This window comes from Rhodobacter sp. P2_H5 (assembly GCF_056403335.1).
The window spans coordinates 94,475-118,608 of record NZ_JBFUFS010000004.1 but is presented as its reverse complement, the minus strand read 5'-3'; the positions used below and the strand labels follow the sequence as shown (position 1 = coordinate 118,608).

The following is a 24,134-nucleotide window of genomic DNA, read 5'->3' as shown; positions in this document are numbered from 1 at the left end:
TTGCCTTACATCATGCCCATCGCACCCAGATCGGTGCCGTCGATCATCCGCTCATAGCGGAAGGGCCGCGGGTCGACCGAGGGTGCATCGCCGCGGATCAGATCCGCCGCGAGCCGCCCCGCCGCAGGACCGGTGCCAAAGCCGTGCCCGGTGTGGCCGGCGGAAATGAACAGGCCCGGATGCGACAGGACCGGGCCGATGACCGGAATGGCATCCGGCGTGCAATCCACCATCCCGCCCCAGGCGCTGGCGATCTTCAGGCCCGCAAGTGCCGGATAGGCCTCTGCCATCCCCTGCAAGCCGCGCCGCAGCAGGGCGGCATCGGGCGAGGGGTCCAGCACGCGGCTCTGCTCGAAGGGCGAGATGCCATCCGCCGTCCAGCGCCGCAGGGCATCGGGGCCGTTCAGAAAACTGCGCCCGAGGGAAAAGCGCAACTTGGCCCGACGCTTGACGAAAGTCGGCCAGAACTCCCGTGCCTGCAAGATCCCCATCGGGGCGAGGTGCAGCTTGCCAAAGCCGCTGAGGCCGACCGTATACCCGCCATCCTGCCGCCGGCGCAGGGTCAGATCGGGGGTGGAATGGCCGCCCGCGATCACCTCCGGCCCCGGTTCGGTGAAGAAAGAGGTCGACTGGATCGAGGCTTGCAGGAATTTGAGCCCGTGGTGGCGCAACAGCATCCCGGCCCAGGCGCCGCCGGCCACCAGAACCGCAGCGCAGCCGATCCGCCCGGCCTCGGTCACCACGCCCGAGACGCGGCCTGCGGAAAACTCGATCTCGCGCGCCGCACAGGATTGATGCAGCGTGGCGCCGTGGCGGCGGGCGGCCTCGGCGATGCGCGGCACGGCGAGGGCGGGCTCGGCCCGTCCATCGGTGGGGGAATGGACGCCGCCTTTCCAGGTTTTCGCATGATGCGGCAAGAGGGTCGCGGCCTCGACGCCGGAAATCATCCTTGTATCAACGCCGTAGCCATGCGCCATCTGGCCCCAGGCCTCCCACGCCGCAAGGTCGCTCGGCGCGTTCGAGGTATAGACCAGGCCTGCACGGCGAAAGCCCATGTCCCCGGCCTGTGCCGCCAACTCGTCCCACATCCGCAGGGCCAGGATGGCCAGCGGCAATTCGCGCTCGTCCCGGTTCTGCTGGCGGCACCAGCCCCAGTTGCGGCTCGACTGCTCGCCCCCGATCACACCCTTTTCGACCACCGCCACCGAAGTGCCGCGCCGCGCCAGATCCCATGCCGCCGCGATGCCGGAGATGCCGCCGCCGATCACGACGACATCGACGTGACGGGGCAGGGTGGCGTCGCTGGCAACGCGGTGAACCGGGGGGGACAAGGGCAGGTTCCTTTCTGGCATTTCCCGGTCACGGGCTTGGGAAATGGCGTTTGTGGCGGCTTGGATGGGTTCGGTCCGCAGGGCGGGCCGCAAGGCGCGGGTCAGAACTCCGCAACCTTGCCCCAGGACGAGCGTTCAAATCGGGCCGGGTCATAGTCGGAAGGGTCGACCAAGGGCGGCGCGCCAGTGACCAGATCGGCGATCAGATGGCCCGCACCGGGGCCGATACCAAAGCCATGCCCGCTGAAACCAGCGGTAAGGATCAGCCCCGGCACCGTGGTTTCGCCGATCGCGGGCACCCCATCTGGTGTGCTGTCGGTGTAGCCGGCCCAAGCGGCGGTGACCTTGGCATCGGCAAGTGCGGGGAACAGCAGGCGGGCGCGGCGCAGGGTCTCGTCGATCTGGGTCTTGTCGGGGGTCGGGTCGAGGATGCGGTTGGCCTCCATCGGGGTGGGTTGGTCAAGCCGCCAATGGCGCAGGCGCTCGTGGCCGCCGCGCAACCCCTCCAGCCCGCCGAGGGCGAGGGATTTGCGCCGCTTGAAGAACATCGGCAGGAAGCTGGTCGCAAAGCGCAGCTGTTGCAGGGTCATGTCGACCCGGGCCTTGCCGGAAATCGCCAGCGTATAGCCGCCGTCGCCGCGCCGGGTGGCAGATACTTGCGCGGTGTGCAGCGCGTCGGGCAGGTCGGCACCGGGCCCGACGGCAAGGATCGAGGCGCGTACCGAAGCCTGCGGGAAGCGGATTCCGAGCTGGCGGCAGAAGGAGGAGGCCCAGGCCCCACCCGCCATCACCACGGTTCGGGTGCGGATCACCCCGGCCTCGGTCACCACACCGCTGACCCTTCCCGCCTCCAGCTCCAGCCCACGGGCGGCGCAGAATTGGTGGACCGAGCCGCCGAATTTCTCGACCCCCAAGGCGATGACGGGGGCGGCGCGTTGCGTGTCAGCGATGCCGTCGGAGGGTGAAAAAACCCCGCCTTTCCAAGGCTTTCCTGTGGCGTGACCGCGTGCAGTCGCCTGCGCGGAGGACAGCATTTCGGTGGTGACGCCCTCACCCCGCGCAAAATCGCGCCAGCGTGCCCAGCCGGCGATCTCGGCCTCGTTGTTGGAAAGATACATCAGCCCGCAGCGACGAAAGCCAAGGTCGAGACCGATTTCGGCGGCCAGCGTGTCCCAGAGGGCGAGGCTTTTGGTCGCCATCGGCAGTTCGCGGGCGTCGCGGTTTTGCTGGCGGCACCAGCCCCAGTTGCGGCTGGATTGTTCGGCGCCGATCCGGCCTTTCTCGACCAGGGCGACCTTCACGCCGCGTCGGGCCAGGTAATAGGCGGTGCTGCAGCCTACGATTCCGCCGCCGATCACCACGACATCGGCGGCATCCGGCAGGGTGGGGGCGGTGGTGATGTGGTAGAGCGGTGCGGGCATCGGGGCCTCCTTGGCCCTTAATTTAGGGCGGGCGGGGCGGGCGGGGCTACCGCTCGCGCGCCGAATGCAGCATTTCCTGCTGACATTGGGGCGGCGGGCAGAGCGTTATACTTTTTAGTTTTTGTTGCCCGCGACCTCGCTGCGGCAGGTGAATCGGTTGAGGTTTCGGCAGATCCTGCGTAGCATGGGCGCAGGCGTTGCGAAGGGGTGCCGCATGAAACTTGACCGGATCGACATCCGCATCCTGCACGAATTGCAAAAGAATGGCCGCATCACCAATGTGGAATTGGCCGATCTGGTGCATCTGTCGCCGAGCCCTTGCCTGATGCGGGTGAAAAAGCTGCAGCAGGCGGGGTTCATCCTGGGCTATTCGGCGCAGATCGACATTGCCAAGCTGGGTCAGACCATCACCGTTTTCACCGAAGTCACGCTCAAAAACCACCGCCAGATCGACTTTCACCGCTTTCAGCAGGCGGCCGAGAAGGTGGAGGAGATCATCGAATGTCACCTGATTTCCGGCGGTTATGACTATCTGTTAAAGTTCGTCACCGCGGGCATCGGCGATTACCAGACCCTGATGGAGAAGTTGACCGACATGGACATCGGGATCGACAAATACTTCAGCTTCGTCGTGATGAAATCGCCCTTCATCAAGGCGCATCTGCCGCTGAAGACCATCTTTCCGATGTAATCTGCCCAGGTCCTTCAGATCGCTGCCTTAAAGGACCGCAACCCGGGGGGAGGCGCGGTCTTTTTGCTGTCTTCCTTCTGTCTTCCTTCTGTCTTCCTTCCGTCTCTACGCACGGCGGCTGAAGACCCTGTTAACCATGATCCGCGAATCAGCCTCAGCCGAGGGCCGGGTCGCGCAGGGGAACGGAATCGAGCCAGGTGCTGTCGAGTTTCGGGACCGAAGCGAAGAGGAGCCTCGAATAAGGATGCTGCGCGCCGCCTGCGAGGTTGGCTGCGGCCAGACGTTCGACCACCGCGCCGTTGTGCATCACCATCACATCGTCGCAGATCGCCTGAACCGTCGAAAGGTCATGGCTGATGAAGACGTAAGACAGGTGCAACTCGCGCTGAAGCTCCTTCAACAGGTCGATGATCGCGGCGGCCACCACGGTGTCGAGGGCCGAGGTGATCTCGTCGCACAGGACCACATCGGGCTTGGCGGCCAGCGCACGGGCGAGGTTGACGCGCTGCTTCTGGCCGCCCGACAATTCGCCGGGCAGGCGGTGCCGCATGGCGCGGGGCAGGCGGACCATGTCGAGCAAAGCTTCCACCCCGGCGTCGCGGGCGGCGCCCTTTTGGCCGTGGTAAAAGGTCAGCGGGCGCCCGATGATCTCCCCTACCGAGCGGGCGGGGTTCAGCGCGGTATCGGCAAGCTGGAAGACGATCTGCAGGCGGCGCAACTGTTCCTTGTCGCGCTGATGGGCGGTGGGCGCCAGGGCTTGGCCGTCGAGCAGCACCGAGCCCGAAACCGGCGGCAGAAGCCCCGCGATGGCGCGGGCGAGGGTGGATTTGCCCGAGCCGCTTTCGCCGATCACGCCGAGGTTCTGGCCACGGTCCAGCCGGCAGCTGACATTGTTCAGGGCCAGTTTGTTGGGCATGCCCTTGGCATCGACCGGGCCATATCCGGCGAGGACGCCCTTCACCTCCAGCACCGGCAGCTTGACCGAGGTGTCGGCGCGGGCGGCGGAGGCATAGGGGATCGGCTCGAAAGCCGCGAGGAGTTCTTGCGTGTAGGGGTGGTTTGCGTGGTGGAGGATCTGGTTGGTGGCGCCTTCCTCTTGCACCTCGCCGCCTTTGAGGACGAGGATGCGGTCGGCGATCTGGGCCACTACGGCAAGGTCATGGCTGACATAGACCCCCGCCATGCCGCCCGCCTTCATCACCGATTTGAACGCGCGCAGCACCTCGATCTGGGTGGTGACATCCAGCGCGGTGGTGGGTTCGTCGAAGATCACCAGCTTCGGCCCGCCGATCAGCGCCATCGCCGCCGAGACGCGCTGCAACTGCCCGCCCGAAACCTGATGCGGGTAACGCTGGCCGATGGTTTCGGGGTCGGGGAGGGCCAAGGCGCGGAAGAGGTCGACCGCCTTGGCGCGGGCCTCTTCCATCGGCATCAGCTTGTGGATCTGCGCCACCTCGATCACTTGGTCGATCAGGCGCTGGGCCGGGTTGAAGGCGGCGGCGGCACTTTGCGGGATATAGGCGACCTCGGTGCCGCGCAGGCTTTGGCGGCGGGCTTCGGGCATCTTGACCAGATCCTGCCCCGAAAGCCGGACCTCTCCACCGATGATGCGGCAGCCGGGGCGCGCGTAGCCCATCATGGTCAGCGCGATGGTGGTCTTGCCAGAACCGCTTTCGCCGATCAGGGCGACGATCTCGCCCTCGGCAATGTCAAAGCTGACGCCCTTGATGATTTCGATCTTGCGGCCGGCATCGCTGGTGGCCTGGACCTTGAGGTCACGGATCTCGACAAGGTTGGGCATCACGCACTCCGATCGCGGATCTTGATGGGAAGGTTGTCGATCAGGAGGTTGACCGAGATGGTGAGGCTGGCGATGGCAAGGCAGGGCATCAGCACGGCAGGGGCGCCATAGGGCAGGCCGCCGATGTTTTCCCGCACCAGCGAGCCCCAGTCGGCATTGGGCGGCTGCACGCCAAGGCCGAGGAAGGAGAGGCCGGAGAGCAGAAGCACGATGAAGACGAAGCGCAGGCCAAGGTCGGCGAGGACGGGGCCGGTGATGTTGGGCAGGATTTCCTGTGCGATGAGGTAGCCGGTTTTCTCTCCCCTGGCGCGGGCGACGGTGACGTAATCCATCGTGTTGATGTTGACCGCCATGGCGCGGGCAAAGCGGAAGGCGCCGGGGATGTAGATGATGGCCAGCAGCACGATCAGCACCGGGATGGACGAGCCGATGGCGGCCACCATGACGAGGCCGAACATCTTGGAGGGGATGGAACTGAGCGCGTCCAGCGTGCGGCTGAGGACGGTATCAAGCCAGCCGCCGACCACCGCCGCCGTCATCCCCAGCACGACGCCGGAAAAACAGGCGAGGCAGACCGAGGCGAGCGAGATGCCGACCGTATAGCGCGCGCCCAGCAGGATGCGCGAGAACATGTCGCGGCCGAGGTAGTCGGAGCCGAACCAGAGCTTCGCGCTCATCGGGCCGAAATAGTCGAAATCGACGATCTTGCCGGGGGCATAGGGGCTGATCCAGGGGCCCAGCACAGCGACGACGGCCCAGAAGGCTACGACGCAGGCGGCGATGATGCCGACGGTGGGCATGTGATAGCCAAGGCGGCGGGGGGTCAGGGCGATCATTTGCGCAACCTCGGGTTCGAGAGAATGGCTATGATGTCGGCGGCGGTGATCAGCACCAGATAGCCAAAGCAGAACACCATGACGCAGGCCTGAATCAGCGGCAGGTCACGGGTGGCCACGGCATCGACCATCAGCTTGGCGATGCCGGGGTAGTTGAAGATCGTCTCGACGATGATCACCCCGCCCAGCAGGTAGGACAGCGACAGCGCCACCGCGTTGACGATGGGGCCTACCGCATTGGGCAGGGCGTGGTGCAGCACCATCCGGGGCCGCGAGGCGCCCTTCAGAAGCGCCATCTCGACATAGGGCATCTTCAGCGCGTCGATCACGGCGGCGCGGGTCATCCGGATCATCTGGGCCGAGATGACACAGCACAGTGTGATGACCGGCATGGCAAAGACCTTGATCAGCGCGCCAAAGCTGGTGATCTCGTTGGTGAAGGACAGGGCGGGCAACCATTTCAGCCAGACCGCGAAGGTCAGGACGGCGAGGGTGGCGATCAGGAACTCGGGCACCGAGATCACCGCGACGACGCCCATCGTGATCACCCGGTCGTAGACCGAGCCGCGGTACATGGCGGTCGTAATGCCCAGAAACAGCGCCAAGGGCACGGCCACGACCGAGGTCACGGCGGCCAGCTTCAGCGTATTGGCAAGCCGCCCGGCGATCATCGAGGCAATCGGTAGGTTGTTGGCGTAGGAGGTGCCGAGATCGCCCTGAACAAAGCCCAGAAGCCAGCGCAGATAGCGCAGGATCGCGGGGTCGTTGAGGTGCATGGCAGTGCGCAGGCCGGCCACGGCCTCGGGTGTGGCGGCCTGACCCAGAAGGATCGTCGCCACATCGCCGGGCAGCATCTGCGTTGCGGCAAAGACCGCGAAGGACACGATGGCCAGCGTGATCAGGGCAATGCCCAGCCGCGCCATCACAAGGGAAACTGTCTGCGCCGTCATCGAAGTCTTCCCCTCATTGGCCCGATCATCCGAAAATCAGGCGACCGGAAGGGGGGAGCATCCCTTCCGGTCGCCGCGGTCTGGCTTGTGTTACGCCTCGAGCCAGACGTATTCGGCGAAAGCATAGCCCATCATGCCGCCCAGCGGGTTGGCAACCAGGCCTTGCAGCTTTTTCGACTTGGCATCGACGTTGGACAGGTAGGCCGGAATCGCGGTGCCTGCCTCGTTGGAGACCATGACCTGCATTTCGTCATAGATCTCCTTGCGCTTGGCGAAGTCCTGCAGACCGCGCGCCTCGACCAGCATCTTGTCGAACTTGGGCGAGGAATAGTGGCTTTCGTTCCACGGCGCCTTGGTGTCGTAGAGCAGCGAGAACAGGATGTCGGGGGTCGGGCGCGGGTTGATGTTGCCGAAGTGGATCGGCGCCACCAGCCAGTACTTGTCCCAATAGCCATCCGACGGCACGCGCTGCACGTCGAAGTTCATGCCGATCTCGGCCCCGGCCTGTTGCACGACGGTGGCCATCTCGATCGAGGAGGTCGCAGCTTCGGAGGCCACGATCGGGATCGACTGGCCGAGGAGACCGGCCTTTTCGAACAGCGCCTTGGCCTTTTCCGGGTCATAGGCGCGCGGCTTGAGGTCCGCATTGTGATAGCGGCTCATCGGCGGGATGGGCTGGTCGTTACCGACCTCGGCCAGACCGCGCAGCACGGATTTCTGGATCGTCTCGCGGTCCAGAAGCAGCTTCATGCCCTCGACAAAGTCGGCCTTGTCGCCCGGCGCCATGTCGAGACGCATGTTGAGGTTGGTGTAGTTGCCGGCGGTCGATTTCAGCATGTCCACGTTGGACTGGCTTTCGATCAGGCGCATCGACTGCGGGCTGATCGAGGCGGCCAGCTGGATATCGCCGGAAATCAGCGCGTTGACCCGGGCGGAATCGTCCGAGATGCCGAAGAATTCAAAGCTGTCGAGCGGGACCGGGCCTTTGAAATAGGCCTCGTTGCGCGCCATGACCGAGCGGACGCCGGGCTCGAAACTGTCGAGCTTGAAGGCGCCGGTGCCGTCGCCCTTGGAGAAGTCGGTGGTTCCTTCGGAGACGATCATGAAGTGGTGCAGGGCCAGGATCGTCGGCAGGTCGGCGTTGGCGGCGGAGAGGGTGATCTGCACGGTCGAGGGATCGACGGCCTTGATCTCGACCATCTGCTTGGCGATCGAATGGACCTTGGAGCCGGTGGCCTCGTCAAGGTGGCGCATCAGCGAGAAGACCACATCGGCCGAGGTCAGGGTCTTGCCGGAATGGAAGGTCACGCCGGATTTCAGCTTGACGGTCCAGACGACGGAATCCTTGCTTTCGATGCTGTCGGCCAGTTCCATCTGCACTTCGCCGTTCTCCGGCAGGAAGGTCAGGCGGTTGTAGATGGCACAGCAGCGGACGTAATCGGTCGACAGCGAGGCCTTGGCCGGGTCGAGCGTGTCGGAGGTCGAGGCGGACCAGCCGGCAGCCTTGAGGTGCCCGCCCTTGACCGGCGTGGCGGCCAGCGCGGAAGAGGCGCGGCCGAGGATCATGCCGCCGGCGGCCAGGCTGATGCCGCCCGCCATGAACATCCGCAGAAGGTCGCGGCGCGTCGCCCCGCCCCGCAGCGCCTTTTCAACCATCGCGTCGTCGCGGCGGGTCCAGTTCTTTACTTCGGTGTCTTTCATGGCATTTTCCCGTGTTGCTGCGCCTGGGCGCATTTTTATGGCAGGTCCCTGCCCAAGCGGGCCGGGGGTCTGGTTCGACACTTGCGGCATTTACTGCCAGAGAGATATCTGACCGCTCTGGCCGGAAAACCTCTGCAATTCTTGCGGAGAATTGCTGGTCTATGCCGTCATTCTGGGCCAATTCTCCAAAGGTAAACTTTGAAAAATCCGGTCAGACGGCAGAATATGCTGAATCGTTCAAGCCCTGCGGCATCCGGTCAGTAGCCCTTTGTGCGGTCAATGCGGCCCGGCAGCGGGGCGCCGCTTCGATCGGCGCGCAGGACGGCGGTGACATGGGCGGCGGCGGTCTCGGGCCGGGTCTGGCAGGCGATGTGCGGTGTGACGATGACACGCGGATCATACCACAAGGGATGGTCGGCGGGCAGGGGTTCCGGGTCGGTCACGTCCAGCATGGCGCCGGCCAGATGGCCCGCTTGCAGCGCCGCAAGCAGGGCTTCGGTGTCAAGCTGCCTGCCGCGCCCGGCATGGACCAGCTGCGCGCCCTTGGGCAGGCGGGCGAAGAGGTCGGCGTTGAGGATGCCGGTGGTCTCGGGTGTCAGCGGCAGGAGGCAGATCAGCAGGTCGGTGCGGGCCAGGAAGTTGTCCAGATCGGTGAAGCAGGTGACGCCCTCGATCTGGTGCGGGCTGCGGCTCCACCCGGCGAGGGGGAAGCCGAAGGGGCGCAGGGCGGAGAGCGCGGCCTGTCCCAGTTGGCCCAGCCCCATCACCCCGATGCGGCGTTTGGCTGCGGGTTGGTTCGGGCTGGTCTGCCAGTGCCCAAGCCCCTGACGGCCAAGGTACAGCGGCAGATCGCGGTGCAGGGCGAGGGTGGCGAGGGTGACATATTCCTGCATCTGCTCGGCAATGCTGGGGTCGAGCATGCGCACCACCGCGACCTCCGGTGGCAGGCTGGCCAGATCGAACTGGTCGACGCCGGCGCCCACCGACAGGATGATCCGCAGGTTGGGATAGGTCTCGGCCAGGTTGGCGGGTGCCTCCCAGGTCACGAGGTAGCGCACGGCCTTGGGGTCGGGCGCCTCGCCGATGTGGAAGGGCAGGTCGGGGAAGGCCGCGGCCAGCGCGGCGCGGAAAACCGCACCGCGCGCCGGGTCCGACAGGTACAGGACCGCCATCAGGCCAAAGCTGCCCGCACCTCGGGGTCCTCCAGCGTCTGGTCGAGGGTCTGGCGGGTGCGGGCGACGATCTGGTCGATCTCCTCCCCCGTGCAGCAGAGCGGCGGGGCAAAGCCCAGGACTCCGTTGCCGAAGGCGCGGATCACCAGGCCATTGGCCCAGGCGCGTTCGAAGATGCGGGTCGAGGGCAAGGACGTGGCGGGCAGCGGGGTTTTCCTGGCCTTGTCGGTGACCAGCTCCACCCCCGCGAGCATGCCGCGGCCGCGGACATCGCCGACCAGCGGATGGTCGGAGAGGCTGGCGAGACCTTCCAGCAGGCGCGCGCCCATGGTGCGGCCGTTGTCCAGAAGCCCGCCCTCGTAGAGGTCCAGCACGGCAAGGCCGACGGCCGCGCTGACCGGATGGGCGGAATAGGTGAAGCCATGGCCAATGGCGGCGGCGCCGGCATGGTCGGCGATGGTGCTGTAGACCCCTTCCGACAGGAAGACCGCCCCCATCGGCACATAGCCCGAGGTCAGGCCCTTGGCGCAGGTCAGCATGTCGGGCACCACGCCATCCTCGGCGCAGGCGAACAGCGGGCCGGTGCGGCCAAAGCCGGTGATGACCTCATCGGCGATGAAGAGGATGTCAAGCTCGGTGCAGACCGCGCGCATTGCCGCCATCCAGCCCCGGGGCGGCACCAGCACGCCGCCGGAGCCCTGGATCGGCTCGGCATAAAATGCCGCGACGCGGTCCGGGCCGCCGATCTCCTCGACCTTGGCGCGCAGTTGCGCGACCGAGGCCGCGATGATCGCGGCGGGGTCCTGGCCCACCGGGTTGCGGTAGATGTAATGCGACGGCAGTTTGTGCTGCCAGTCCAGAGGCACGCCGAAGCCCGCATGAAACAAGGGAATCCCGGTCAGCCCCGACCCCACGGTGGAGGAGCCGTGATAGCCCTGTAGCAGCGAGATGAACTGATCCTTCCCCGGCATCCCGCGCGCATTCCAGTAGTAGCGGGCAAAGCGCACCGTGCTGTCCACCGCATCCGAGCCGCCGAGGGTGAAATAGACATGGTTCAGATCGCCCGGCGCATGGTCGGCCAGCCGGGAGGCCAGCAGGATCGCCGGCTCCGACCCCAGGCCGAAATAGCCGGTGGCGTAGGGCAGCTCGCGCAGCTGGCGGGTGGCGGCCTCGATCACGCTCTCCTGCCCGTAGCCGGCATTGACGCACCAGAGGCCGGAAAAGCCGTCGATCAGTTGGTGGCCGGTGGCATCGGTCACCGTGGCGCCCTTGGCGGAGGCTATGACCCGCACGCCCGCCTTTTCATGCCCGCGCCACGAGGCGACGGGATGGATCAGATGTGCGCGGTCAAGCTCGATGAGGGAATTGCTGAGCATTTTGGTCTCCGGATCAGGTCAGCCGAGCGCTTGCGCGGCCAGGGCATAGGTAAGGAAAATCGGGGTTTGGGCGGGGGAGGTCTGCGCCACGGCCGCGCCGCGCCGCATGGCGATGCCGCCGCCCACCGGGGCGAGGCCCGCCGCCTGCAACCAGGGGGCCAGGCCCGAGGTCTGCGGGATGTCCACCCGCAGAAAAGCACCGGGGCGCGAGGAAAACAGAAAGGATAACAGGTTCTTGGCCACATCGTCGCTCTGTGCCACCACCGGGCCCACCACCTCGCCGCGACCAAAGGCGCGCAGGGCGGCAAAGCCCGCCAGACCCTCCGCCTCGCGGATCACGGCGATCCGCCCTACATCGGCCAGCCGGGTCAAAAGCGTGCGACGGTCGGCGCCGGTCGCCTGCTGGTCCAGGGCGATGACCCCGGGCAGATCGGCAGGCGTGGCCCAGTCGACGCCCGCAGGTGCCGTCAGCGCGGCGACCGGGCCTTGCAGTTGCACGATCTGTCCGGTCTCCTCGAAGCCGAGCTTGCGGTAGAGGGGGAAGCCCTCGGTCGTGGCGGTCAGGCGCCATTCCTGCGGTGCGGCAAGCGCCATCATCCGCTCCATCAGGCTGCGGCCGAGGCCACGGCCGCGCATCGCCGCGTCAACGATGATCATGTTGGCAAAGGCGACGGGGCCGAAGGTGGTGGCGATGGCGGTGCCCACCACCTTGTCGCCCGCCAGGGCCACCACGCCCTGGCTGAGGCCGAGGACCAGATCCCAATCCGCGCGGCGATGCGGCCAGTCTGCGGCCTGTGACAGGCGTAAAGCGCCGTCCAGGTGATCCGGGGTGAAGGGGGCGAAGGTGAGTATATCAGTCATGGCCAACCTGTCAGGCGTCTGGAATGGCACTCAGACTAGGCCGCATCCGCTGCCTTATGCGGTTGCAACAGGCAAGCCCGGCGCAATCTTCCGCCGTTCCTGCCCCGGCGCACCGCAGGATGTGCCACGCGCGGTCTTTGGCACCGGCAGCCGGGCCCAGGGAAAGCCCCTCTCCGCAACTCTGTGCCGCAGCGCCGATTTCATACAGCGTTTTGTGCTTTGGCGGGGTGGGATTGCAACAAGGCCAGCCGCGCTTTTGCCGCTAGACTCGACAAAATGCACCCCGGGCCACTGCCCGCAGCGCCCCAGCCCAAGGATACCGCCATGCCCGCCTTCCGCCCGAAATTCGTGACCTTCGATTGCTACGGCACGCTGATCAACTTCGACATGGCCGGCGCCGCCCGCCGCATCTATGGCGAGATGCTCGACGAGACCGCCATGACCAAGTTCATCAAGAACTTCTCCGCCTACCGGCTGGACGAGGTGCTGGGCGCCTGGAAGTCCTATTCCGAGGTGGTCTACAATTCCCTCGAACGCACCTGCAAGCTGAACAAGGTGACCTTCCGCGACGAGGACGCCCTGCGCATCTATAACGAGGTGCCGACCTGGGGCCCGCATGCCGATGTGCCGGCGGGTCTTGCGAAACTGGCCAAGGAGATCCCGCTGGTCATCCTCTCCAACGCCGACAATGCCCAGATCATGTCGAATGTCGAAAAGCTCGGCGCGCCCTTCCATGCCGTCTTCACTGCGGAACAGACGGGAAGCTACAAGCCGCAGATGAACGGGTTTGAATATATGTTCGACCAGCTTGGCTGCGGGCCGCAGGATGTGACGCATGTCTCCTCCTCGTTCCGCTATGATCTGATGACGGCCTATGATCTGGGGATCACCTCCAAGGTCTGGGTGAACCGCAAGCACGAGCCGGCCAACCCCTTCTACGAATATACCGAGATTACCGATGTCGGCGCGCTGCCCGGCGTGTTTGGTCTGTAAATGGCCACGCAGTTCAGCTCTTACTGGCACGAGACCGCCCCGGCCTTCACCGGCGGCAGCAAGGCGGCGCCGCAGGGCCAATACGATGTGGCGGTGATCGGGGCGGGGTTCACCGGCCTTGGCGCCGCGCGCAAGCTCGCGATGGAAGGGCGCCGCGTCATCGTGCTGGAGGCGCATCAGGTCGGCTTCGGCGCTTCGGGGCGGAATGGCGGGCATCTGAACAACGGCATCGCCCACAGCTACGGGCATGCCTGCGCCTTGTTCGGCGCGGCGCGGGCAGAGGCGATGTACCGCGCCTTCGATCAGGGCATCGAGACGATCGAACGCATCATCGCCGAGGAGGGGATCGCCTGCGATTTCCGCCGCTCGGGCAAGCTGAAGCTCGCCTCCAAGCCCAAGCATTTCGAGGGCATCGCGCAGAATTACAAGGCGATCCATGCCAGGGTCGACCGCGAGGCGGAACTGCTGACCCGTGCCGACCTTGCGCGCGAGATCGGCTCGGACGCCTTTTACGGCGGGGTTCTGATGCCGAAAAGTGCGATGATGCATATGGGGCGCTTTGTCGTCGGTCTGGCCGAGGCCGCCGCCCGCCGTGGGGCGGAGATCCACGAGCATACCCCCGTCACCGCGCGGCGCGCGCAGGGCCAGGGCTGGGCGCTGACCACGCCGAAAGGCACCGTGACCGCCTCGAAAGTCTTCCTCGCCACCGGGGCCTATACGACAGCGGCCTTCCCCTTCTTCCGGCGCCGGATCGTGCCGGTGGGCAGTTTCCTTCTGGCGACCCGCCCGCTGACCGGCGCCGAAGTGGCCGCCACCATGCCGGGCAACCGGACCTGCGTGACCTCGCTCAACGTCGGCAACTACTTCCGCCTGTCGCCCGACAACCGGCTGATCTTCGGCGGCAGGGCGCGGTTCTCGGCCCGGTCGGACCAGCAGTCGGACGCGAAAAGCGGCGCCATCCTGCAAGCGGCGCTGGCCGAGATCTTCCCGCAGCTGAAGGGAGTCGAGGTGGATTACTGCTGGGGCGGTCTGGTCGACATGACCAAGGACCGTTTCCCGCGCGCCGGCCAGGCCGATGGCGTCTATTACTCGATGGGCTATTCCGGCCACGGCGCCCAGATCGCCACCCATATGGGGGAAATCATGGCCGATCTGATGACCGGTGCGGCCACGCAAAACCCCTGGGCCGATCTCCCTTGGGCCGCGGTGCCCGGCCATTTCGGCAAGCCCTGGTTCCTGCCCGTGGTCGGCGCCTGGTACAAGTTCCTCGACCGGGTGCAATAACCGGCATCCCTTTCATTTTGGCGCAAATATCCTGGGGGGTGCGAAGCAGCTTGCTGCGCAGCGGGGGGGCTAGCCCCCCCTTTTCCCGTTCAGAGACCCGCCATGTGGAAGGCCTTGCTCTCCAGATATTCCTCGATCCCGAGCCTGCCGCCCTCGCGCCCCAGGCCCGATTGCTTGACGCCGCCGAAGGGTGACACGGTGGTCGAGACCGAGCCGGTGTTCAGCCCGACCATGCCAAACTCCAGCGCGGCCCCGACGCGCCAGGCGCGTTTGTGGCTTTCGGTAAAGAAATAGGCGGCGAGGCCGTAGGGCGTGGCATTGGCCAGCCGGATCGCCTCTTCCTCCGTCTCGAAGCGGAACAGCGGGGCGACGGGGCCGAAGGTCTCCTCCTGCGCCAGGTCCATCGCCTCGGTCGCCCCGGTCAGCACCACGGGGGCGGCGTATTGCGCGCCTGCGGGCACTGGCGCCTGGGCTGCGACCTTTGCGCCTTTGGCCAAAGCGTCCGCCACATGGCGGGCGATCTTGTCGATGGCGGCAGCGTTGATCATCGGGCCGATGTCCATGCCGGGGGTCAGGCCCGGTCCGACCTTCATCGCCGCAACCCGGGCGGAGAGCTTCTCGGCAAAGGCATCGTAGACCCCGGCCTGCACCAGAATCCGGTTCGAACAGACGCAGGTTTGCCCGCCGTTGCGGAATTTCGACAGGATGGCGCCGTCGACGGCGGCCTCCAGATCGGCGTCGTCGAAGACGATTAGCGGCGCGTTGCCGCCGAGTTCCAGGCTCAGGCGTTTCACGGTCGGCGCGCATTGCGCCATCAGAAGCGAGCCGATCCTGGTGGAGCCGGTGAAGGACAGTTTGCGCACCACCGGGTTGGACGTCAGTTCCGCACCAATCTCTTGCGGCATGCCGGTCACGATATTGACCACGCCGGCCGGGATTCCTGCCCGTTCGGCCAGAACGCCGAGGGCCAGCGCCGAAAAAGGGGTGAACTCGGATGGCTTGATCACCACGGTGCAGCCGGCGGCGAGCGCCGGGGCCACCTTGCGGGTGATCATCGCATTGGGGAAGTTCCAGGGTGTGACGATGGCGCAGACGCCCACCGGTTCCTTCAGCACCACGATTTGGCGGTCTCCGGCGGGGGAGGGGATGACCGAGCCGTCGATCCGCCGCGCCTCTTCGGCGAACCATTTCACGAAGGAGGCGCCATAGGCGATCTCGCCCAGGGCCTCGGCGAGGGGTTTGCCCTGCTCCATCGTCAGGATCAGGGCGAGGTCGGCGGCATGCGCCTCCATCAGGGCAAACCAGCGTTCCAGTGCGGCGGCGCGCTGGGCATGGGGGACGCGGCGCCAGGTCTGGAAGGCGGCCTCGGCGGCGTCGATTGCGGCGCGGGTCTGGGCGCCCGACAGGTCTGGCACGGTGCCGATCACGGCGCCGGTGGCGGGGTCGGTCACGTCGACGGTCTTTTCGCCCTCCACCCAGGCGCCGCCGATCAGGGCGGTCTGGCGGAAGAGGTCGGGGTCTTTCAGGCCGGGCAGGGCGGGATAGGTCTGGGTCATCGGGATCTTCCTAGTCGAGGGCGGCCAGAACGGCCTTGGTGATGGTTTCGGTCCGGTCACGGCCCGGCGCGGTGCCGATGCCTTGGGCGGTCGTGGCCTCCACCGCGGCCATGATGCGGCGGGCGGCATCGGCCTCGCCCAGATGGTCCAGCATCATCGACGCCGACCAGATCGCGGCGATCGGGTTGGCGATGCCCAGATGGGCGATGTCGGGGGCCGAGCCATGCACCGGTTCGAACATCGAAGGCGCCGAATGTTCGGGGTTGATGTTGGCCGAGGCGGCAAAGCCAAGCCCGCCCTGAATGGCGGCGCCAAGGTCGGTCAGGATGTCGCCGAAAAGGTTCGAGGCGACCACCACATCAAGGCTTTCCGGCGCCATTACCATCCGCGCGCAGATCGCATCGACGTGATAGGAGGTGACCTCCACCTCCGGATAGTCTTTGGCCACAAGGGCCGTCATCTCGTCCCAGAACACCATCGAGTATTTCTGGGCGTTGGATTTGGTCACCGAAGCCAGCTTGCCGCGCCGCTTGCGGGCCTGGTCAAAGGCAAAGCGCAGGATGCGTTCGACGCCTGAGCGGGTGAAGATCGCGGTTTCGACCGCCACCTCGTCGGGGGTGCCGACATGGACGCGGCCACCGGCGCCGGAATATTCGCCCTCGGTATTCTCGCGGATGCAGAGGATGTCGAAGCCGTCCTTGCGCAGCGGCCCCTCGACGCCTGGCAGCAGGCGGTGCGGGCGGATGTTGGCATATTGCACAAAGGCCTTGCGGATCGGCAGCAAGAGCCCGTGGAGCGAGACGGCATCGGGCACCTTGGCCGGCCAGCCGACCGCGCCAAGGAAGATCGCGTCAAAGCCGCGCAGGGTTTCGAGGCCGTCTTCGGGCATCATGCGGCCGGTTTGCAGGTAGGTCTCGCAGGACCAGGGGAAACTGGTGGTCTGCACCGCGGGGCAGGCCTTGGCGGCCACCTGCATGGCGGCTTCGGTCACGGCGACGCCGATGCCGTCGCCGGGGATCAGGGCGATGCGGTGGGTCTTGGATTGGGTCATTTCAGCCTCACAGGTCGATCAGGACGGATTTGGTGCGCCGGTTGGCGTGGTAGACCTCGCGCCCCAGATCCTTGCCGAGGCCGGAGGATTTGTAACCCCCGGTCGGCAGGATATGGTCGCGCGAGCGGCCATAGCGGTTGATCCAGACCGTGCCGGCCTGCAGGCCCTTCATCACCCGCAAGGCGCGGGAAAGGTCGCGGGTATAAAGCCCGGCGCAGAGGCCATAGGTCGGGTGGTCGGCCAGGGCCAGGGCCTCGGCCTCGGTGGTGAAGGTTTGCAGGGTCAGGACCGGGCCGAAGATTTCTTCGGTGACGGCGGGGTTTGTCTGGGTGACATTGGCCAGAAGCGTGGGGGCGTAGAAATAGCCCGGGCGGTCGATGCGGCAGGCGCCGGTCAGAACCTCGGCGCCCTCAGCCACGGCGGATTGGACAAGGCTGTCGATCCGGTCGATCTGGCGGGCCGAGATGATCGGTGAATAGGCCGAGGCGGCATCCCAGGTCACGCCGGGGGCATGGGCTTTCATCCGCTGGGTCAGCGCTGCGGCGAAGGCCTCGGCGACCGAGGCCTCGACGATCACCCGGCTGCCCGCGACGCAGGCTTGGCCTGCGTTGAACAGGATGTTGCGGGTGATGCAATCGGCGGCGAGCGTCAGGTCGGCATCGGCAAAGACGACTTGAGGGCTTTTGCCGCCCAGTTCCAGCGTCATGGGTTTGACCCCGCTGCGGGCGATATTGGCCATGATGGCGCTGCCTGCGGCGGTTGACCCGGTGAAGCTGATCTTGCCGATCCCGGGGTGGCCTGTCAGCGCGGTGCCGGTGGTGGGACCGTCACCCAGCACCACATTGATCAGCCCGGCCGGTATCCCCGCCCTCACCGCCAGTTCGGCCAGGCGCAGGGTGGAGAACGGCGTCATTTCCGATGGCTTGATCACCACGGCATTGCCCGCCGCCAGCGCCGGCCCCAGCTTCCAGCCCGCCATCGAGATCGGGAAGTTCCACGGAGTGATGGCACCCACGACGCCGTAAGGTTCCGAGACGATCATGCCCAGCTGATCGCCCCTTGTCGGGACCAGATCGCTGCCTTCCTTGTCGGCCATCTCGGCGAAGAAGCGGATTTGTTCGGCGGTCACGGCGATATCGCCCGCCACGATCTGGGAGATGAGGCGGGTGGAGGGGACGGCCTCCAGCCTCGCCAGATCCTCGGCCTCGGCCTCGATCAGGTCGGCCCAGGCGTGCAGGGCGCGGGTGCGGTCGCGGGGCTGGCACTGGCCCCAGCCGGAGGTCTTGAGCGCAGCCTTTGCCGCCTCGACCGCCTGATCGACCATGTCGGCTTCGGCGATCGGGCAGCTGGCGAAGCCCTGGCCATCCGAGGGGCGCTTGAGGTCCATGCCCCCCTTGGCCGGCACCAGACGGCCGCCGATGAAGTGGCCCTGCGGCAGGTTCAGGGCATCGGGGTTGAAGGATTGGCTCATGGGTCTCTCCGGCTTGGCTTGCGCCGAAGATAAGGGCAGGGGCCCCGCAGATTGCGTCGGGCCCAAGGGGTGCGCAGTGGATTATCCTGTTTGCCGGGGTGGTGGCGCAATTCTGTGTGGCGTCACAGCCGGGCGCGCAGGGCGGCAAGGAAGGGTTTGGCCAGCCGCGACAGGGGCCGCGCGCTGTCGGTGGAGGCGACAAGCCCCATATGGACCGCAGGGCGGAAGGGGCGGCGGATCAGGCCGGGCCAATCGGCCATGCCATCGACGAGGGCCACCCCCAGCCCCGCCGCGACCAAAGGCGCCGCCGCGACCGAGGTGGTCACCTGCAGCGCCACCTCGCGCGCAAATCCCGCCGTCTGGAAAGCCTCGTCCAGCGCGGGACCCACGACGGCATGGCTGCCGTAAGAGATCAGCGGCAGGCCTTGCAGGTCGGTGGGGCCGATGGTGGCGCGTTCGGCCAGGGGATGGCCCTGTGGCAGAAGGACGGCGACCTCGACCGGGGCCAGCGCCTCGGTCCGCACGGTGGGGGCGAGGATGGGCGAGAGGGTCAGGCCAAGATCCAGCTCGCCCGCGCGCAGCGTCTCGGTGATCTCTTTGGCGGTCAGGTTGTGCAGGTGGATCTTCACGGTCGGATGCAGGGCGCGGAAATCGGTCAGGGCCTGGGGCAGCACCGACCAGATCACCGGCAGGCTGGCCCCGATGCGCAGAAGGCCGACCTTGCGGCTGCCCACGCTGCGGGCCAGATCGCGCAAGACCTCGATCTGGCGGAACACGCGGTCGGCGTCGTCCTTCAGAAGCTGCGCCTCTGGCGTGGCGATCAGCCGGCCGCCGAGGCGTTCAAACAGCGCATAGCCAAGGTGATCCTCCAGATGGTGCAAGAGTTTGGAGGCGGCGGGCTGCGAGATGCCAAGGCTCGCCGCCGCGGCGGTCAGCGACCCGTCGCGCAGGATGGCACGGAAAAGCTCGATCTGGCGGGCGTTCATCCGGGCAGGGGGCCATATCGCGACGGGCCGCGCAAGGTCACAGGGCGTATTGCGCGGTGAGGCCCGCAAAAATCTCCGCCATCGCGGTGGAGGGGCGCTGGGCGACCTCGGCAAAGACCCGGTGTTTGAGGAAGAAGCGCCAGCCGACGGGTTGTGCGGCGAGGAAGGCGGTCAAGTGGTCATAACGTTCGGGTGTCCAGACCGCCTCGAAGGCCTGACGTTGCGGGGAAAGGCTGAAGGTTTGCGGCGCGGGGCGGGGGGCGGCGCGCAAGGCTGCGGTGGCTTGCCTGTCCACCGTGCCATTGCGGATCACCACGCCGTAATCGCGGGCGGCAGAGGCGAGGCTGACCGCCCCGGCCTGCACATCGCGCAGGACCAGCGCCTCTGGCCGCCGGAAGGAATCGCCCCAGCCGCCCGCGCCGGGGCCTGTGACGCGGATCACGTCGCCGGGCGCGCAGGCGACGAGGTCGGTGTTGCCAAGGTCGATGGCCTCGCCCTCCGGGTTCTTCACAAAGCGCGAGACGCAGGCTGCCCCCGCCCCCTGCAAGCCCCAGGCCGCCATGACCGAGCGGTTGCGGTTGCGCGCCGTCACCACGGTTTCGGGGGCGGAGATCTGGAACTCCATCACCGCCGAAAGGCCACCGCGCCAAAGACCGGGGGCGCCGGTGTCGGGCTCCAGCCCATAGCGCAGGAAGCGGATCGGCACTTCGGCCTCGGTGATCTCAACCGGCGTGTTGCGCAGAAAGCCGGTGGCGCCGCCCGCGCCGTCGCTGCCATCGGCAAAGGGCGTGGCCCCGCCGCCGCCGCCCACCGGGCCGATCGAGGCCATGATCGGGCGGCCGTTGCGGGCCGAGGTCTTGATGTTCATGATCGCATTGCCGCCGGGGGCTGCGGTGGGGATCAGGTCGGGCAGGGCCTGGGCAAAGGCGCCGACGGTGACGATCTGCGTCATGGCACAGGTGAGCGAGCGCATCCCGATGGCGGCCCCGGGGGCGGAGTTCACCATCGACCCCTCCGGCAGCACCGCCCGCGCCGGGCGCAGGGTGCCGGCGTTCAGCCAAAGGGTCGGGTCCAGCGTGTAAAGCACATAAGTCAGCCCGACCATCACCAGCGGGTGTCTTTCGCGGCCCCCGGTCGGCATGTTCAGCGACGATCCAAGTTGCGGGTCGCTGCCGGTGTAATCCAGCTCCACGCTGTCGCCCCTGATGCGCAGGGTCAGGGCGACGCGGGCGGGCAGGCCTTTCGGGCTGTCCTCGTCGGCATAGTCGGCGAAGAAATAATCGCCGTCGGGGACGCGGGAGATTATGGCGCGGGTCTGCGCCTCGGCATGGTCGAGGATCGCCGCGATACCCTCCAGGAAGTCCGGCAGGCCGAAGCGGCGGATGATCTCGCCCATCTTGCGCGCGCCCACGTTGACGGAGGCGATCTGGGCGGCAAGGTCGCCAAGGTTCTGGTCGGGCAGGCGGACATTGGCGCGGATGAGGTCGGCGATATAGGGGTTCTCGACGCCGTTCTGCACCAGCTTGACCGGCGGGATGCGCAGGCCCTCCTGCGCGATCTCGGTCAGGCTGCGCGACAGCGAGGCGGGGACGGCGCCGCCGACATCGGTGTTGTGGATGTGACCCACGACAAAGCAGGCGAGGGTGCCCTCGTGGAAGACCGGCTTCCAGATGTGGATGTCGGGGGTGTGGGTCGCGACATGGCCGGCCTCGGGGTCGTTGGTGATGCAGATGTCACCTTCGGCATAGGTGGCGAAGCTGGCGAGAAGCGGGCCGTAGTCGATGCCGGAATACCAGGGCGCGCCGAACTGGCGCGGGTTGGCGAAGGCAAGGCCCTCGCGGGTGACGACCTGGCAGGAGAAATCCTCGGTCTCTTTCACAAAGGCCGAATGGGCGGTGCGCATCAGGGTGAAGGCCATGGCATCGGCGGCGGCACCGCAGAAATTGGCGAGGACTTGCAGGGTGCGGGGGCTGATCTGGGTCATGTTACACCTGACGCGTGATGACGAGGTTGCCGAAGGCGTCGACCGTCAGGGCAAAGCCGGGCGGGATGACGGTGGTGGTATCGTCCTGGGCGACGATGGCGGGAGAGGTCAGACGATGGCCGGGCTTGAGGCTGGCGCGGGGGTAGAGCGGGGTCTGATGCGGCTTGCCGTCGAACCAGCCGGTGACGTGGCGCTCGGGCGTGACGGGGGCACTGGCGGGGTCAGGCTTGCGAACCACGGGTTTCGGCGTGGCGCCCGAGGCCACAAGGCGCAGGTTGACCACCTGCACCTCGGCCCCGGCGCGGGCATGGCCGAACAGGCGGGCGTGTTCGGCGTGGAAGGCCTGCGCGATGGCTTCGCTGTCGCCTTGGGTGATCCAGTCGGGGGCGAGCGGTGTTTCGATCTCGTAGGATTGGCCCAGATAGCGCATGTCGGCCGAAACCCGGATCTCGACCGGGCCGGTGTAACCCTGGCCGCTGATCCAGGCGCGGCCCGTCGCCTCCAGCTCGGTCAGGGCGGCGGCGAGGGCGACGGTGCCCTGGCCGAGGTCAAGGAACAGCGTGCGGATGAAATCGTTGCGCAGGTCGGCGATGAGCCCGCCCAAGGCCGAGACGACGCCGGGGGTGGGGGGCACGACGACGCCTTTCATGTCCAGCTCGCGGGCGAGGAAGCAGGCGAGCATGGCCCCCGCGCCGCCGAAGGCGAAGAGGTGGAACTCCCGCGGGTCGATGCCAAAGCGCGAGATCAGGCCCGAAACCTCGGCATACATGGCCGAGACGGCAACCTCGACGATGCTGGCGGCGGTTTCCTCGATCGTGGCGTTCAGGCGGGCGGCGAGGGGGGCGATGGCGGTGCGGGCGGCGGATTGGTCCACCGTGACCGCACCATAGCCCAGCGTGCCGTGGCCGATCAGGTTGGCGGCGGCGATCGCATCGGTGATCGTGGGTTTGATGCCGCCCCGGCCATAACAGGCCGGACCGGGGGTGCTTCCGGCGCTTTCCGGGCCGACGGTCAGCAGCCCGGTCGCATCGACCTGCGCCACCGAGCCGCCGCCTTGACCCACCGAACTGACCGCGACCGAGGGGATATGGATCTGGAAATCGCCGATCACCTCGCCCGTGCCATATTGCGCAACGCCGTCGAGGATCACCGCGACATCTGCCGAGGTGCCGCCGATATCAAGGCTCAGCACCTTGTCAAAGCCGCAGGCCTGCGCCAGAAACCCCGCCCCGATGACGCCCGACGCGGTGCCCGACAGGATCATCTGCACGCATTCCGCCTTGGCCTGCGCAATCCCCATCACCCCGCCGTTCGACTTGGTGATATGGGCGGGGACGCTGACGCCCTTGTCCTGCAGGGCGGTCTCGAACCGGTTCAGGTAATGCGCCACGCGCGGCTGAACATAGGCCGAGATGGTCGCGGTGATGGTGCGCTCGTATTCCCGGATCACCGGCCATGTGCCCGAAGAGGTGATGACGGGCAGTCCCGGCGCCAGGCCTTCGATCATCGTCTGGACCGCCTGTTCATGGGCGGGGTTGCGGTAGGCGTGCAGGAAAGCCACGACGATGCCCTCGGCCCCGGCCTCGCGGGCGCGGGTCAGGGCTTCGGCCACATCGGACAGGCTGGGCAGGGTCAGGGCGCTGCCATCCGACGCCATCCGCTCCGCAATGCCGAAGACCCGTTGGCGCGGGATCAGCGGGGCGGGGCGGCGGGAGTAGAGGTTGTGGATCTGCGGGATCTTGAGGCGGGCAATTTCCAGCACATCCTCGAAATTCCGTGTGGTGAAGAGGGCCAGTTTCGGGCCGTTGCGCTGGATCACGGTGTTGATGCCCACCGTGGTGCCATGGGTGAAATAACTGACCTCCGCCGCGCTGAGGCCATGGTCGGCGGCGAGCCGGTCCAACCCCGCGCCAATCTCCGCCCCCGGCGCATCGGGGCGCGAGACGACCTTGAGCGTGGTCAGGGCGCCGGTCTCTTCCTCCAGCACGGCGAAGTCGGTAAAGGACCCGCCCACATCCACGCCAATCCGATAGCCCATGTCATGCTCCCTTGCCGGTATCGTTCCGTGTCCTGCGACAGTCTCGCAGGCCGCCGTGGCGGAGGCCAATTCAAAGGGGATGGGTATCCATAGCCTTGGGTTATGACTTCGGCAGGCTCATGTAATATTCCGGATGCGGCACCGGGGCGAAGCCGGCCTTGGCATAGACGGCATGGGCGTCACGGGTGGCGAGCATCCAGGTCGTGACGGTGGCAAGTTCGGGATGGCTGCGGATCTGGGTCGCGAGCCAGACCGACAGCCCGCGCCCGCGATGGTCGGGCAGCACGAAGACATCGCGCAGATAGGCGAAGGTCGCATAATCGGTCACGAGGCGGCCAAAGCCCACCATGGCCCCCTCAGGCGCGTAGAGGCCGAAGGGCAGCGAGTTTGCGAGGGCGCGTTCCAGCAGGGGGCGGGGCAGGCCTTTCGACCAATAGGCCTCTTCGGTCAGAAAGCGCTCGATCCGGTCAAGGTCAAGCCGGCTGCGGTCGGTGCTGAGGCTGTAGCCGTCGGCGCGGGTCCAGGTCACGGGGGGGAAATCTTGGGTCATCGCGGTCTCCATCCCGGCAGTATGGCAGAGCGGGCGGGGGCGTGCAGCCTGCGCTGCGGGCAAGATCCGCAGGAAATTGTG

Annotated in this window: 19 protein-coding genes; 3 read left to right on the top strand and 16 right to left on the bottom strand. The window is 66.8% G+C overall.

Annotation, left to right across the window (positions count from 1 at the left end):
- Nucleotides 1–5: 5 nt before the first annotated feature.
- Both AC1DVR_RS06540 and AC1DVR_RS06535 read right to left on the bottom strand, forming a co-directional pair.
- A complete protein-coding gene (locus AC1DVR_RS06540; protein ID WP_477999733.1) occupies nucleotides 6–1,331 on the bottom strand; it encodes an NAD(P)/FAD-dependent oxidoreductase in 1,326 nt (441 codons plus the stop codon).
- Between the two features lie 101 nt (nucleotides 1,332–1,432).
- Nucleotides 1,433–2,752 (bottom strand): NAD(P)/FAD-dependent oxidoreductase, encoded by a 1,320-nt coding sequence (locus tag AC1DVR_RS06535; protein ID WP_477999732.1) that lies wholly within the window; start codon nucleotides 2,750–2,752, stop codon nucleotides 1,433–1,435.
- Nucleotides 2,753–2,966: 214 nt separating this feature from the next.
- Here AC1DVR_RS06535 and AC1DVR_RS06530 point away from each other — a divergent pair, with 214 nt between their 5' ends.
- On the top strand, nucleotides 2,967–3,443 hold the full coding sequence (locus AC1DVR_RS06530) for an Lrp/AsnC family transcriptional regulator (protein WP_477999731.1): 477 nt from the start codon (nucleotides 2,967–2,969) through the stop codon (nucleotides 3,441–3,443).
- Nucleotides 3,444–3,597: 154 nt separating this feature from the next.
- Here AC1DVR_RS06530 and AC1DVR_RS06525 read toward each other — a convergent pair whose 3' ends face one another.
- From AC1DVR_RS06525 to AC1DVR_RS06495, 7 genes are all read right to left on the bottom strand, one after another.
- The gene (locus tag AC1DVR_RS06525) at nucleotides 3,598–5,244 is read right to left on the bottom strand and encodes an ABC transporter ATP-binding protein (protein WP_477999730.1); all 1,647 of its coding nucleotides are present in this window, start codon (nucleotides 5,242–5,244) and stop codon (nucleotides 3,598–3,600) included.
- On the bottom strand, nucleotides 5,244–6,080 hold the full coding sequence (locus AC1DVR_RS06520) for an ABC transporter permease (RefSeq protein WP_477999729.1): 837 nt from the start codon (nucleotides 6,078–6,080) through the stop codon (nucleotides 5,244–5,246). Before AC1DVR_RS06520 ends, AC1DVR_RS06525 begins: the two co-directional genes overlap by 1 nt.
- Nucleotides 6,077–7,030, bottom strand: a complete 954-nt coding sequence (locus tag AC1DVR_RS06515) for an ABC transporter permease (protein WP_477999728.1) — start codon at nucleotides 7,028–7,030, stop codon at nucleotides 6,077–6,079. Before AC1DVR_RS06515 ends, AC1DVR_RS06520 begins: the two co-directional genes overlap by 4 nt.
- 90 nt (nucleotides 7,031–7,120) lie before the next feature.
- A complete protein-coding gene (locus tag AC1DVR_RS06510) occupies nucleotides 7,121–8,731 on the bottom strand; it encodes an ABC transporter substrate-binding protein (protein WP_477999727.1) in 1,611 nt (536 codons plus the stop codon).
- A gap of 257 nt (nucleotides 8,732–8,988) precedes the next feature.
- Nucleotides 8,989–9,903: a 2-hydroxyacid dehydrogenase gene (locus AC1DVR_RS06505; protein ID WP_477999726.1), complete on the bottom strand. Its 915-nt coding sequence runs from the start codon at nucleotides 9,901–9,903 to the stop codon at nucleotides 8,989–8,991.
- Complete coding sequence (locus AC1DVR_RS06500) at nucleotides 9,903–11,279, bottom strand: aminotransferase class III-fold pyridoxal phosphate-dependent enzyme (RefSeq protein ID WP_477999725.1); 1,377 nt, start codon at nucleotides 11,277–11,279, stop codon at nucleotides 9,903–9,905. Before AC1DVR_RS06500 ends, AC1DVR_RS06505 begins: the two co-directional genes overlap by 1 nt.
- 18 nt (nucleotides 11,280–11,297) lie before the next feature.
- The gene (locus AC1DVR_RS06495; RefSeq protein WP_477999724.1) at nucleotides 11,298–12,140 is read right to left on the bottom strand and encodes a GNAT family N-acetyltransferase; all 843 of its coding nucleotides are present in this window, start codon (nucleotides 12,138–12,140) and stop codon (nucleotides 11,298–11,300) included.
- 324 nt (nucleotides 12,141–12,464) lie between these two features.
- Between AC1DVR_RS06495 and AC1DVR_RS06490 the strand changes: the two genes are divergently transcribed.
- Both AC1DVR_RS06490 and AC1DVR_RS06485 read left to right on the top strand, forming a co-directional pair.
- Complete coding sequence (locus tag AC1DVR_RS06490; RefSeq protein ID WP_477999723.1) at nucleotides 12,465–13,133, top strand: haloacid dehalogenase type II; 669 nt, start codon at nucleotides 12,465–12,467, stop codon at nucleotides 13,131–13,133.
- The gene (locus AC1DVR_RS06485; RefSeq protein WP_477999722.1) at nucleotides 13,134–14,417 is read left to right on the top strand and encodes an NAD(P)/FAD-dependent oxidoreductase; all 1,284 of its coding nucleotides are present in this window, start codon (nucleotides 13,134–13,136) and stop codon (nucleotides 14,415–14,417) included.
- Nucleotides 14,418–14,506: 89 nt separating this feature from the next.
- Here the strand turns inward: AC1DVR_RS06485 and AC1DVR_RS06480 are convergent, their stop codons facing one another.
- From AC1DVR_RS06480 to AC1DVR_RS06450, 7 genes are all read right to left on the bottom strand, one after another.
- A complete protein-coding gene (locus tag AC1DVR_RS06480; RefSeq protein ID WP_477999721.1) occupies nucleotides 14,507–15,973 on the bottom strand; it encodes an NAD-dependent succinate-semialdehyde dehydrogenase in 1,467 nt (488 codons plus the stop codon).
- Nucleotides 15,974–15,983: 10 nt separating this feature from the next.
- Nucleotides 15,984–17,024: a tartrate dehydrogenase gene (locus AC1DVR_RS06475; RefSeq protein ID WP_477999720.1), complete on the bottom strand. Its 1,041-nt coding sequence runs from the start codon at nucleotides 17,022–17,024 to the stop codon at nucleotides 15,984–15,986.
- A gap of 7 nt (nucleotides 17,025–17,031) precedes the next feature.
- A complete protein-coding gene (locus AC1DVR_RS06470) occupies nucleotides 17,032–18,495 on the bottom strand; it encodes an aldehyde dehydrogenase family protein (RefSeq protein WP_477999719.1) in 1,464 nt (487 codons plus the stop codon).
- 122 nt (nucleotides 18,496–18,617) lie between these two features.
- Nucleotides 18,618–19,481 (bottom strand): LysR family transcriptional regulator, encoded by an 864-nt coding sequence (locus AC1DVR_RS06465; RefSeq protein WP_477999718.1) that lies wholly within the window; start codon nucleotides 19,479–19,481, stop codon nucleotides 18,618–18,620.
- 37 nt (nucleotides 19,482–19,518) lie between these two features.
- The gene (locus AC1DVR_RS06460; protein WP_477999717.1) at nucleotides 19,519–21,465 is read right to left on the bottom strand and encodes a hydantoinase B/oxoprolinase family protein; all 1,947 of its coding nucleotides are present in this window, start codon (nucleotides 21,463–21,465) and stop codon (nucleotides 19,519–19,521) included.
- Between the two features lies 1 nt (nucleotide 21,466).
- Complete coding sequence (locus AC1DVR_RS06455; protein ID WP_477999716.1) at nucleotides 21,467–23,503, bottom strand: hydantoinase/oxoprolinase family protein; 2,037 nt, start codon at nucleotides 23,501–23,503, stop codon at nucleotides 21,467–21,469.
- A gap of 100 nt (nucleotides 23,504–23,603) precedes the next feature.
- Nucleotides 23,604–24,053, bottom strand: a complete 450-nt coding sequence (locus tag AC1DVR_RS06450) for a GNAT family N-acetyltransferase (RefSeq protein WP_477999715.1) — start codon at nucleotides 24,051–24,053, stop codon at nucleotides 23,604–23,606.
- Between the last annotated feature and the right edge of the window lie 81 nt (nucleotides 24,054–24,134).

Excerpts from the sequence above, each read along its gene's own strand:
- AC1DVR_RS06535 (WP_477999732.1), bottom strand. The coding sequence starts at position 2,752 with ATGCCCGCACCGCTCTACCACATCACCACCGCCCCCACCCTGCCGGAT.
- AC1DVR_RS06530 (WP_477999731.1), top strand. The coding sequence starts at position 2,967 with ATGAAACTTGACCGGATCGACATCCGCATCCTGCACGAATTGCAAAAG.
- AC1DVR_RS06525 (WP_477999730.1), bottom strand. The coding sequence starts at position 5,244 with ATGCCCAACCTTGTCGAGATCCGTGACCTCAAGGTCCAGGCCACCAGC.
- AC1DVR_RS06520 (WP_477999729.1), bottom strand. The coding sequence starts at position 6,080 with ATGATCGCCCTGACCCCCCGCCGCCTTGGCTATCACATGCCCACCGTC.
- AC1DVR_RS06515 (WP_477999728.1), bottom strand. The coding sequence starts at position 7,030 with ATGACGGCGCAGACAGTTTCCCTTGTGATGGCGCGGCTGGGCATTGCC.
- AC1DVR_RS06510 (WP_477999727.1), bottom strand. The coding sequence starts at position 8,731 with ATGAAAGACACCGAAGTAAAGAACTGGACCCGCCGCGACGACGCGATG.
- AC1DVR_RS06505 (WP_477999726.1), bottom strand. The coding sequence starts at position 9,903 with ATGGCGGTCCTGTACCTGTCGGACCCGGCGCGCGGTGCGGTTTTCCGC.
- AC1DVR_RS06500 (WP_477999725.1), bottom strand. The coding sequence starts at position 11,279 with ATGCTCAGCAATTCCCTCATCGAGCTTGACCGCGCACATCTGATCCAT.
- AC1DVR_RS06495 (WP_477999724.1), bottom strand. The coding sequence starts at position 12,140 with ATGACTGATATACTCACCTTCGCCCCCTTCACCCCGGATCACCTGGAC.
- AC1DVR_RS06490 (WP_477999723.1), top strand. The coding sequence starts at position 12,465 with ATGCCCGCCTTCCGCCCGAAATTCGTGACCTTCGATTGCTACGGCACG.
- AC1DVR_RS06485 (WP_477999722.1), top strand. The coding sequence starts at position 13,134 with ATGGCCACGCAGTTCAGCTCTTACTGGCACGAGACCGCCCCGGCCTTC.
- AC1DVR_RS06480 (WP_477999721.1), bottom strand. The coding sequence starts at position 15,973 with ATGACCCAGACCTATCCCGCCCTGCCCGGCCTGAAAGACCCCGACCTC.
- AC1DVR_RS06475 (WP_477999720.1), bottom strand. The coding sequence starts at position 17,024 with ATGACCCAATCCAAGACCCACCGCATCGCCCTGATCCCCGGCGACGGC.
- AC1DVR_RS06470 (WP_477999719.1), bottom strand. The coding sequence starts at position 18,495 with ATGAGCCAATCCTTCAACCCCGATGCCCTGAACCTGCCGCAGGGCCAC.
- AC1DVR_RS06465 (WP_477999718.1), bottom strand. The coding sequence starts at position 19,481 with ATGAACGCCCGCCAGATCGAGCTTTTCCGTGCCATCCTGCGCGACGGG.
- AC1DVR_RS06460 (WP_477999717.1), bottom strand. The coding sequence starts at position 21,465 with ATGACCCAGATCAGCCCCCGCACCCTGCAAGTCCTCGCCAATTTCTGC.
- AC1DVR_RS06455 (WP_477999716.1), bottom strand. The coding sequence starts at position 23,503 with ATGGGCTATCGGATTGGCGTGGATGTGGGCGGGTCCTTTACCGACTTC.
- AC1DVR_RS06450 (WP_477999715.1), bottom strand. The coding sequence starts at position 24,053 with ATGACCCAAGATTTCCCCCCCGTGACCTGGACCCGCGCCGACGGCTAC.